This window comes from Pseudoalteromonas sp. SG45-5 (assembly GCF_014164085.1).
Taxonomy (GTDB): Bacteria; Pseudomonadota; Gammaproteobacteria; order Enterobacterales; family Alteromonadaceae; genus Pseudoalteromonas; species Pseudoalteromonas aliena.
Genome location: NZ_JACJEM010000012.1, coordinates 80,413 through 91,990, shown reverse-complemented (window position 1 = coordinate 91,990; position 11,578 = coordinate 80,413). Strand labels below are relative to the sequence as shown.

At 38.5% G+C, this 11,578-nt stretch carries 11 protein-coding genes; 2 read left to right on the top strand and 9 right to left on the bottom strand.

Annotated elements, in window-relative coordinates; translation table 11 throughout:
• Window positions 1-183: 183 nt before the first annotated feature.
• Complete coding sequence (locus H5119_RS05800; RefSeq protein ID WP_182701552.1) at window positions 184-2,361, bottom strand: YgiQ family radical SAM protein; 2,178 nt, start codon at window positions 2,359-2,361, stop codon at window positions 184-186.
• 644 nt (window positions 2,362-3,005) lie between these two features.
• Here H5119_RS05800 and H5119_RS05795 point away from each other — a divergent pair.
• Both H5119_RS05795 and H5119_RS05790 read left to right on the top strand, forming a co-directional pair.
• Entirely contained in the window at window positions 3,006-3,473 is a 468-nt protein-coding gene (locus H5119_RS05795) for a hypothetical protein (protein WP_182770393.1), read from the top strand.
• Window positions 3,442-4,329: a TIGR03899 family protein gene (locus tag H5119_RS05790; RefSeq protein ID WP_182701551.1), complete on the top strand. Its 888-nt coding sequence runs from the start codon at window positions 3,442-3,444 to the stop codon at window positions 4,327-4,329. The genes H5119_RS05795 and H5119_RS05790 overlap by 32 nt, the downstream gene beginning before the upstream one ends.
• Before the next feature lie 33 nt (window positions 4,330-4,362).
• On the opposite strand, the gene H5119_RS05785 is transcribed toward H5119_RS05790, so the two are convergent.
• The 8 genes from H5119_RS05785 to H5119_RS05750 form a co-directional block, all read right to left on the bottom strand.
• The gene (locus H5119_RS05785; RefSeq protein ID WP_077536027.1) at window positions 4,363-5,133 is read right to left on the bottom strand and encodes a TIGR04219 family outer membrane beta-barrel protein; all 771 of its coding nucleotides are present in this window, start codon (window positions 5,131-5,133) and stop codon (window positions 4,363-4,365) included.
• Window positions 5,134-5,136: 3 nt separating this feature from the next.
• A complete protein-coding gene (locus H5119_RS05780) occupies window positions 5,137-6,123 on the bottom strand; it encodes a DUF2333 family protein (RefSeq protein WP_182701550.1) in 987 nt (328 codons plus the stop codon).
• 8 nt (window positions 6,124-6,131) lie between these two features.
• On the bottom strand, window positions 6,132-6,641 hold the full coding sequence (locus H5119_RS05775; RefSeq protein WP_182701554.1) for a copper chaperone PCu(A)C: 510 nt from the start codon (window positions 6,639-6,641) through the stop codon (window positions 6,132-6,134).
• A gap of 79 nt (window positions 6,642-6,720) precedes the next feature.
• A complete protein-coding gene (locus tag H5119_RS05770; protein WP_077536030.1) occupies window positions 6,721-7,047 on the bottom strand; it encodes a hypothetical protein in 327 nt (108 codons plus the stop codon).
• Between the two features lie 11 nt (window positions 7,048-7,058).
• Window positions 7,059-7,265, bottom strand: a complete 207-nt coding sequence (locus H5119_RS05765) for a PspC domain-containing protein (RefSeq protein ID WP_182701549.1) — start codon at window positions 7,263-7,265, stop codon at window positions 7,059-7,061.
• Between the two features lie 9 nt (window positions 7,266-7,274).
• Window positions 7,275-7,955, bottom strand: coding sequence for a PspA/IM30 family protein (locus H5119_RS05760; protein WP_182701548.1), 681 nt, complete (start codon window positions 7,953-7,955; stop codon window positions 7,275-7,277).
• Between the two features lie 242 nt (window positions 7,956-8,197).
• Complete coding sequence (gene dusA, locus H5119_RS05755) at window positions 8,198-9,208, bottom strand: tRNA dihydrouridine(20/20a) synthase DusA (protein ID WP_182701547.1); 1,011 nt, start codon at window positions 9,206-9,208, stop codon at window positions 8,198-8,200.
• Between the two features lie 291 nt (window positions 9,209-9,499).
• The coding region (locus H5119_RS05750; protein ID WP_182701546.1) for a hypothetical protein at window positions 9,500-11,578 on the bottom strand (2,079 nt) is incomplete at its 5' end.

The following is an 11,578-nucleotide window of genomic DNA, read 5'->3' as shown; positions in this document are numbered from 1 at the left end:
GCGACAAAATCAGCTTGGATGGTTTTGATGAGTTCAGGGAAAAAATAATAAGGCTCATTGGTGGACATGCGTTGCATTTATATAAAATCCAAAAAGTTGCCTAGGGGTCTGATCAATGCCTGTTATAGAGTGATTTAATTCGTTAAATTGTTCAAATCTTTATGCCGGTTGGTATAAACCCTATTATCGGGCTCTTTGGCGGTTACCACCGACTTTAGGCTTAGTGTTTGCCTTTTTAAATTGGCTAAAACCTGTGTGGCGCGTTAATGCAGGTCGCCCTCCCTTGCTACTACCTTTACCGGCTTTTTCATCACGTCCTTCTTCAGGCACTAAACAGCCTGGCCCTTTACCAATTAAATTAGCTTTACCCATTTTACGCAGTGCCTCACGTATCATCGGCCAACCAGCTGAGTCATGGTAACGTAAAATTGCTTTATGCAATCTACGTTGACGTGCCCCTTTAGGGACAGGCACGACTTCTGAGTTATTTTTTATATTACGTAAAGAATTCATCTCTGTATGATAAATAGTTGTCGCATTAGCCATGGGTGATGGGTAAAAATTTTGCACTTGATCTAGCTTAAAGTCATTCGACTTAAGCCATAAAGCCATGTTTACCATGTCCTCATCTTTTGTCCCTGGGTGAGCTGAAATAAAGTAAGGAATTAAATACTGCTTTTTACTGGCTTCTTTTGAGTATTTATCAAATAATTCTTTAAACTGATCATACGCGCCCATACCTGGTTTCATCATTTTTGATAATGGACCATCCTCGGTATGCTCTGGGGCTATTTTTAAGTAGCCACCGACATGATGCGTTACCAACTCTTTAACATAGCGAGGGTCGCGTACTGCTAAGTCATAACGCACACCCGACGCAATCAACACCTTTTTAATACCCTTAACTTCACGTGCTTTTTTATACAAGTCTATTGTTGGCGTATGATCTGTATCCATGTGCTTACAAATATCTGGATATACGCATGATAAACGTCTGCAGGTACTTTCTGCTTTTTTACTGGTACAACGCAATTTATACATGTTCGCCGTTGGGCCACCTAAATCAGAAATAACACCGGTAAAGCCTGGTACTTTATCTCTAATTTGTTCAATTTCTTCAATAATTGACTCTTGCGAACGACTTTGAATGATACGCCCTTCATGCTCTGTAATTGAGCAAAACGAACAACCACCAAAACACCCACGCATAATGTTCACCGAGGTTTTAATCATGTCGTAAGCCGGTATTTTCGCATCACCGTAACTTGGGTGAGGAATACGCTGATACGGTAAACCAAATACAGCATCCATTTCATGGGTTTCCAACGGATATGCTGGGGGATTTACCCAAATAGATCGATCGCCATGACGCTGATACAACGCCCTTGCACAACCAGGATTTGTTTCTTGATGCAAAATACGCGAAGCATGCGCATATAAAGGTTTATTAACGCTGACTTGCTCATAGGCTGGTAATTTAACGTAAGTTTTTTCCCACGGTTTAGGACGCGCGGGCTGGACCATAATTGGTTTTGCAGCTTCCGCTTTTAAATCAATACCGGCTTGTTTAAATTCAGACTTACTACAGCCAACATCATCCGCGCCGTATGGATTTGGAATAGGATCTATTTTACCAATTTTATCTATCGCGGTAGAGTCGCTACCACGCCAACCTGGTAACGGTTCTTTTCGAATAACGGCTGTGCCACGAATATCCTGAATAGTATCCATCGTTTCACCCGCAGCAATGCGATGTGCGACTTCAACTAACGGACGCTCTGCGTTGCCGTAAATTAAAATATCGGCTTTTGCATCAAACAAAATACTACGACGTACTTTTTCTTGCCAGTAATCGTAATGAGCAATACGGCGCAGACTGGCTTCAATACCACCAATAACAATGGGGATGCCTTTATATGCTTCACGGCATTTTTGAGAGTAAATCATTACGGCGCGATCGGGGCGTTTACCACCGACATTATTTGGCGTGTAAGCATCATCATGACGCATACGTTTTTCGGCAGTATAGCGGTTGATCATTGAGTCCATGTTCCCAGCTGTTACACCAAAAAATAGATTCGGTCTGCCGAGCTCCATAAATGCATCTTTAGAGTCCCATTCTGGCTGGGCAATAATACCCACTCTAAAACCTTGCGCTTCAAGTACACGACCAATTACCGCCATGCCAAAACTAGGGTGATCAACGTAAGCGTCACCACTGATAATTATTATGTCGCAGCTATCCCAGCCAAGTGCATCCATTTCTTCACGTGTAGTTGGTAAAAATGGCGCGGTGCCATAACATTCAGCCCAATACTTTGGGTATGAAAATAAGGCGCGCTTAGCTTTGAGTGTGCTCATAAATTTGGCCATAGAATAACAAAAGGCGCGAATTATACCCTACTACATTGTTTATATATACAACTAACCAAAGGAGGTATTTTATTATTCAAAATTTACTTTAGAGAGCATTGCGAGGGCGTGTTGACCTTTGTCGATTTAAATTTGTTCAACCTAGGGGCGATTGAATCGCGGCGTGAGATTTGTAACCTAGTGGGCTCGGTAACTGCTCCTGCGTTATCGTCTATTTATGGGGAACAAGCATAGTTCATAGGCTCTGACTTGCTTAAATACCAAACAGCCTGCTGTAAATTCAACCTCGAAAGCCCCCTAGTTGAAGGATAGTTACGCCCTGCTATAAAAACAGGTAAAAACAAGGCCTGTATAAACGAAGCAAATTTACTTACTTTTTACTTAGCTTTTTAAAAAGCAGCAATTCGAAAGGGTTAACAATTTTTAAGTAACTCATTAAACTTTTGGTTTATAAACCAATTCATACTATATTTGGCTTATAAATCTTTACCTTTATACTAAGCATTCTTTTATAAGGCGCACTCATTAAATTATTAAAAACGTTATTACAATTTCTCTTTATATTATTACTGCTGGCTTTAGTAATTGGCTTAACGCTACCTCAAAATTACAGTGTTGATAAAAAAATGGTAATAAACGCAGATACTCGCACTATTAAATTATTAGTTAGCGATTTTGATCAGTGGCATAAATGGTCCCCATGGCAACAAGTGGATACATCAATTCGTTTTAGCGTTAATGAACCGAGTGCTGGCGTAGGGGCTCATCAATCATGGGTTAGTAAGTGGGGTTATGGAGAGATGACCATTACTTCCATAAATAAAGATAAAATAGCATTTAACTTACTATTAGATAATGAACATATAGTACAAGGAACCTTAGAGTTTGCTCAAGCAAATCAAGTCATCATGGTTACATGCCATATTGAAGGTCAGGCAACTACATTATTAATCTCAGGCTATATGGCTATGTTCTACAAATATATATTAAGTAATGCAGTAACCTTGGGGTTAAATAATTTAAAAACAGTCGCTCAACTATATGAGCCACAAGCTACTACGGACAGCCATGACAGTAAAAACAGCACAAGCCCGAATTAATCTCGCTAACATAATTGAGTCATTACTTGGCTACTCAGTCGCAAAAATAGCAAGCAATGGGCTTTCCTCATCAAATGAGCAAAGTTATGGGCCACAAGGAAGAATAAAACCTCTGTACCACATCAATAGTGATAACTCTATTTTAGCTCGCGCTCAAAAAAGACAAGATCTATTACTCATTAAACAACAACAAAATATTGAAGTAATTTTATCAATGGCAATGAGTTTTTGCCCTGATGTAGCCAGCAGTCACCGACCGGATGCAGACTGGGTTGAGCACTTTGTTGCTTTATGTGAAGATACTTCTAATGAGTCAATGCAGACGCTATGGGCAAAAATTTTAACGGGAGAGACTCTCAATCCTGGGACTTTCTCAATTAAAAGCCTGCAAACTCTCAAGCACATGACCCAGCGCGAAGCCGACTCGTTGCAAAAATGTGTTTCACTTTCTGGCTATAATGAAAAAGACGACAGTCATTTTATTTTGCTTGGCTTTTATAAAAAGCCATCCCTGTTTGATTTACTGCGCAAAGGCAATAAAGTGTCATTAAATTTAGGAAGAACAGGCATTAGCTTCCCTGATATTTTAACGCTAATGGACCTTAACCTACTCTATAGAAAAGAAATTGAATCAGCGGTACTTAAAGCAGGACAAGAACTTACACTGTCTTTTTTGTCACAAAAAGTAACATTAAAAGCAAAAAGCAGTGATTTAGTATTGAGCTATTACAAATTCACTCAAACCGGTGATGAGCTATCTAAACTTATTAATTTTCCAATCAACAAAGTCTACAAGCAATTGATTAATAATGCATTAGAGGGAGAGTTTGAGTTAGCATGGCATGCTATCAAATAGCACACCACACTTTATTTAATTAGTCTGTGCTAATTAGAAGTGAACTTGCACACCTACAAATGGGCCTGACGCATCAATATTAGTATTAATATCATCAACGTCGTCTAACTCCAAAGTCATAGAGCGATAACCTGCTTTAACTGCAACATCTACAGCTAGGTTATCAAGCAGTTCCCACGCTACACCCACTTGATAATCTTGTACTTTGCTGTCGTCGATAGCTAAGAAACTACCTTCAACAAACATGCTTAAACCTGTAAATGGTAGACCAGCTTCAGCACGACCGTAAGCTAGTGGTACAAAACCTGAAAAATCAACGTTTTCTGTAAAGTTAGCACCACCAGTTTGCGTAGTACCCGTTACTATCATATCACCGTCAAACTGCTTTACATTTAAACCTAAATCAATCGAGATCAAGTCGTTATCAAATATTTCGTAGTAAAAAATATAATCAATATGTGTCAAATCGTTTACCGAATTAACAGCAGTACCCACGACATAATCAGAACCATTAAAACTAAATGTATCAGTTAATACTGCAGAGCCATTTAGTTCAAGCTCTGTATATTTAAATTTGAAATTAGGTACTACAGGGACTGGGTGTTCAAGCGCGATGTAATAACTTACAAATGTTTCATCTTTAAATTTAAAATCTTGAGGTTGATTTCCTTTATAAGAAAACTGACCATCGCTATCTGATTTCCAACCATCAACACCTGCGTACAAGCCTAATAATGTATCAGCTTGTGCTGCTGGTGCTAAACATGCCAGTGAAAGGGCTGCTGCTAAACAATACTTTTTCATTTTTTATCCTTGAGCTAATAGCTCGCTAAGTTCGATTAAAGCCGCGTTGGCTCTAGAAATATAATTTGCCATAACCAAAGAATGATTAGCTACATAGCCAAAACCATTTCCGTTTAAAATTATTGGGCTCCATACGGTTTCTTGAGTTGCTTCAAGTTCACGTATAATTTGTTGTACACTTACACGGGCATTCTTCTTTTCGAGTACATCAGCAAAGTCATACTCCACGGCCTGTAAAAAATGCAATAGTGCCCAAGTTGCACCGCGAGACTCATAAAACACGTCATCAATCTCTAACCATGGCGTTCTTATTTGTTGCTGTAATGGCGCAAGTGTCGCTTGTTTATTAGATGAATTACCCGCTAAATCTGTGTTTACTTTTTCTTGGCCTACACTAGCACTCAAGCGCTGACTTAAGCTGCCTAGGCGCTTTTCTGCTTCTTTAAGCCAACCGCGAAGATTATCAGCCCGTGCGTAAAATTGACTATCACGCTCGTGTTGATTTGCAATTTGCGTACGATAAACAACTAAGTAATCAATCCCTTTTTGATATTCACCTTCAGCACTTGGCCATGCCCATGCTTCAGAGCTTATATTAAACTGTGGCTGCGCTTTTTTAAGAGCTTCATGTTCAGTTGACTGTGATTGTGAGCGGCTAAAATCTTTACGCATAGAAAGTGATAAATCACGCACCATCTCTAGTGCACCATATTCCCATGCTGGCATGTCATCCATAATCACACTTGGCGGCATTACATCATTTGATAAATAGCCTCCTGATTTATTAAGTAAGGTATTTGCTACTGTGATTAATGTGGAGGTGGTGATATAGCCCGTTACTATTTTTTCGTTACGCAGCTGTGCTTGCTCTTTTGCATTTGCAACAACGTCAAAGCGTGAAGGCTCGGTGCTCCAATATACAGCAATGGCATAAAATATGATGAGCAGTAAAACAATTGCTCCTGCTATTTTTCCTTTATGTTGCGACATACATACTCCTAATGGTGGGAATGTTGTGTTGATGACTTTGATTGCTTCGCTTGCGATTCAAGCGACACCACCTGCGCATTAGTGAAAAGGCGGTTGCCATCACTAAAATATAGCGTGAGTTTACGTTCTTGCCCTACTTTTAGTGGCTCTTGTGGCTCAAACACCATTAAATGATAGCCACCAGGTTGAAATATTACACTTTCATGACCTTTAATTACTACTGAGTCAACCTTTTGCATTTTCATCATGCCATCAACGTGTGAATGCTCATGTATTTCTACACGCCCTACACCATCAATGCTCGCTTTTATTAGCGTTGCAGCTGCTTTATTGTGATTAGTAATTGTTAAATACCCTACACTTGATGTACTTGCAGGTAAAAACTCTCTAACTTGAGCATTATTTACTATAAGCTCTGCGGTATCAGCGTCATGATCATGTCCAGAATGCGCCGCCAGTGATAACGAAAAAAAACCAAACATTAATGTAGTCGCTATCGAAAAACACCATTTCATCATCATTATAATCCTTGTTAAAACATAAAATAACACGCTAAATTTAACATAGTTACTTTATAATAGTCAGTAAAATTAAGGATTAAGAAATCATTTTTTTGTTATCAGCAACTAACCAACACACTATTGCGATAAACAATAACGGCCATGCAATAATTACCGAGCCAAACAGTAAGGCTAAAATAGTACCCACTAATGCAACTACACCAGCACCAATTAACCCCATAGCTACAAGCGCAACAACAACCACTACTGCAACTATTGCTGCAAATGCACCTACCAGCTCAAGCCCTGCCCAGCTAATATCAGCAATCCAAAGCGGAAACTGCCAAGTATCAAAGTGCGTAAACGATATTAAATTAGTAAACAACAATAAATAAACAAGTACACATACGACTAAGGCTTTCATTGGATTACTCCTTAAGATATTTTTTCATCAAGGCAGCAATGTGCAATAAAATAACCTAATGCAATTGCAAACGGAAAACTCAAAAATAACAAAATAGTGACCAAACGCGTTGACCACACCGGAAAATCTAATCGATATGCCAAACCACTACACACACCCGATATTTTTTTATCAAGCGTATTTTTATACCAGCCACGTTGACGATTAAAACTATTCATAACACCCTCCTAAGCAGTTTGCTTTACGTTAGTTTTTAAGCTCGCTTTTAAACTTGCAAGCTCTGCATCAATTTTTTCATTTTTAACTAACGACTCTATTTCAGATACAGTCGAGCTTGCTGAGTCAGTGAGTTCATAAGCTTCTACTTGCGCCTCAATACCTTCAACACGTTGCTCAATTTGTTCAAAACGAGATAACGCATGCGCCACTTTATCGCTTTGTAATTGGGTATTAATTTTGTTTCTTGCAACAACAACGTTATGACGCTGTGATAATTGAGTTTGCTTAACTTTGGCTTCTGCCATTTTTTGTTGAAGACGCTCACAATCGTTTCTAATTTTTGCAATAGACTCTTGAAGGGCCACTAATTGAGTTTGCTTATTAGCAATACTTTCACTCAGTTCCTGCTTTGCAACTAATGCTGATTTAGCAAGATCATCACGCCCTTTTTCAACAGCAAGTTCAGCTTTCGTTTGCCATGTTAACAGCGTGTTTTTTTGAGTATCAATTTGGCGGTTGATTATTTTCTCTTCGCACAATAAAGCTGCTGCAGTACTACGACACTCATTCAGCGCATCTTGCATCTCGCTAAGCATTAAATTGACCAGCTTTTTAGGATCTTCTGCTTTATCAAGCATGGCAACAATGTTTGATTGAATTACATCATTTACGCGATTAAATATGCCCATGGTATTCTCCAGTTGATTTTAAATTGATTACAACAAGACGATTCCAAGAGTTGTGCCAAGTCAATTAAAATAGAAGTAAACACAATAATATCAGTAGATTAAGCAGTTTATAATCAAAATAAGAATGACTTGAAACTGAATGAAATAAAGTGTAATTAGCCAATAAAGTATGTTTTTGACTAATTTTTAGGATCAAAAAAGCCACTCGAAAGTGGCTCAATATTTAATGCTTGTGCATAACTTTATTCTGGTACAAAGCTGAGTGCCTTATCCATAACTGATAAATCAGCTTGCTTGCCATGACCGTTTTCAGAAAGGTGGCGTCTAAACCCACGTGCGCCTGGTTGTCCCTGAAAAATACCGAGCATATGGCGCGCAACATGCCAAAAGTTAGCCCCCAAGCGCATTTCTTCTTCAATGTAGTCATACATAGAACGCACTACATCATGACGAGATTGCGTATTGGCAGCATCACCATATATTTTTTCATCAACGTCATTGAGCATAAATGGATTACTGTAAGCTTCGCGGCCAATCATTACACCATCGATATGCTGTAGGTGTTCTAGGCTCTGCTCAATTGTTTTTACACCGCCATTTAGGCTTAAATCAAGCTGTGGGTAATCTTTTTTAAGCTGGTAAACACGAGGGTAATCAAGAGGTGGAACTTCACGGTTTTCTTTCGGACTTAAGCCATTGAGCCACGCTTTACGAGCATGAATAATAAAATCATCACAGCCTACTTTATGAGACGCTTCAATAAGCGCACATAAAAACTCATACGAATCTTGCTCATCAATACCAATACGCGTTTTAACGGTAACCGGAATAGTAACTTCACTTTTCATAGCTGCAACACACTCAGCAACCAATTGAGGTTCTGCCATTAAACACGCACCAAAACGGCCATTTTGAACTCGGTCTGACGGGCAACCTACATTTAAATTTATTTCGTCATAACCACGCTCACCTGCAAGCTTGGCACATTGCGCAAGTGCTTTAGGATCAGAGCCACCAAGTTGCAGCGCAACTGGGCCTTCGTGCTGATTAAAATGAAGATAGTCACCGCGACCAAATAAAATAGCCCCCGTAGTTATCATTTCGGTATAAAGCACAGTGTGCTTAGTCATCTTGCGATGAAAAGTACGACAATGGCGATCAGTCCAATCAAGCATCGGTGCCACGCTAAACCGCCTAAACCCTGTATTACTTGCTATCACTGGGCTACAGCCCTTATTTAGTGTGTTACTCATATAGTCTGAATTGCCATAAACGTAGATTCCTTACCATAACAAAGCATAGGAGAGATAGTTATTTATAAAGGAATATTTTCTAAAAGGTAAGCAGTGATAACTGAATGATTACTGCCGTCAAAATAAGAACGCTACTATACAGAAAAGTTTATTTCTTTCAAAAATAAATATCTAATATTACGCAGTTAGAGTAGCCGTTTGAGCAAGAAAATTCTGGTTTTAAATAGTGGTATAAAACATAAGTAGAACGCCACAGCGAATATTAATTTGCTGTGGCGATAGTGCAAAAGACTACTTCTTGAATTCTACTATAGTTTCGATAAGAGCACTATTATCTTGGCTTTCGCAATGTATAGGCTGAGCACCAACAAATACAATTGGTTGAGTGCTTTGCGCCCTAGCAATCAGCACCCCAAATATTTCAATTTTAGAACTAATGCCTATCTCAATATCTGTATTTGCATTCATAGTAATTGTAGCATTTTCTGCAACGCCTAAATAAGTCCCCTTTCTAAGTACAAGCTTACCTAATTTAGCAATACTTAAACCACCAGTAACGTACATGCTAGCCGAAGATTCTATAATTAGTTGTTGTGTAGCACTTACCGTAAAATCGCTACTCAATAAACTATAGCCAATAACACTCAGCTTACCTTTTATGATCACACTGCTATCAATATTACCAACGAATGCTGTAGCCCACACAATAGAACCGGTAGTGTCTAACCAAGGTTGACTAAAGTTTACTAATAAACCGAGTGCATTGTTATTTTTACGATCGTATATAAGCCTATTAATAGTGACCACGTCTGCACTTCCCCACCAGTTAAAGCGAGCATCAATATCACCAATAAAGTAGCCTTCAATGGTTTGTTGAGCATCAATATTAAAATCTATATTTCCTTCAAAAACATTATAGTTTACTAATAATAATGGATCGCTAGTGGCTGAATCATCAACAAACTTTATTGCCGTTTTATTCGCAATCAACCAAGAGTGAGTAATGCTGACATCACTGCCAACCGCAACATATACGCCAATTTCAGCTTGAGTGATACGTGTATAATTAAAGATTAATTTACTGCCTGAATGAGCATGAATACCGTACCAAAATCCATTTTTTGACTCTTCTAGGTCGATAATAGCAGGGTTTTCTGCAGTACCTTCGCTATAAAACTCACCATAAAGATTAATACGAGTTCCAATTGCTGCACGCAGCTGCGCACCAGCAGAAATACGAACTACCAACCCTTGCGGCAAATTAAAATCTGAACTTTTAAATACAATTCTCCCTGTTACTTCAAGTGTTGCAGATGCATCAATAGAAATCGTAGCTCCCTCTTCAATAACTAGGTCGCCATTAACTTTTAATACAGCACCTTCAGCTAAAACCATATTAGCATTAGCAGCCAAAGTTAAGCTTACATTTCCATTAATTGTAGTTGTATTAGAGATCAATACACTTTTCTTAACGACAACACTGGTATCTATTTCTTCTGTAAATACATATAAAATATCATCAACATCAATGCTTTGACGAATAGATGTATAATTTACAAGTAAGCCATTAGCGTGATCGTTCTGATCATAAATACTGTCTGCAATAAGGTCTATATCAGCGCTTCCCCACCAGTTAAAACGCAAATCAATTACTGAATTTAAATACGTACTATAACTATACGTATAAACGTTATAATCTATGTTATTTTCTAATATACTATATCTCAACGCAACACTTGCATCTGTACTAGCCGACCTGTCTTCAATATAAACACCCATTTTATTATAAATAAAATGGCTATAAAGCAATGAAGCTTGTATTGATTCACCCTCGTTTTGATATACCCACACAGCATATTTTGCATGAGATACATGTGTATAATTTAAAGATATATTACTTCCAGCAAATACCTTAATACCTTGCCAGTAATCTGCTTCTGCATTGTCTGTTAAACTAATAAACCGAACCATTGATGTATCGCTACCTAATGCCTCTAATTGACCATAAAGATAAATTGCAGAGTTTGATCCGGCATAAACAGTAGCGCCTTGTGCCAAGTTCCAGTAGCCATAAACATCAAAACGAGCATTATCACCAATAATAATCTCAGCACCTTCTTCTACAACTATCTGTGCGCCTAGGTTAATTTTAAATACTAAATTTGCACTTAAATATAACTTGCTACCACTTTTAATTCGAAGTGTTTGTCCATCAAGTAACTCGGTGTAACCTATAATGCTAAAGTCACCATCCAGCACATACTCACCATCAACGAGTAAATCTTCCGGCCAGCTCACCGCAATACTATTCGTAAACACATCATCCCATGCTATTGAGCGACGATATGCCCCATAATTAACTAATAAGCT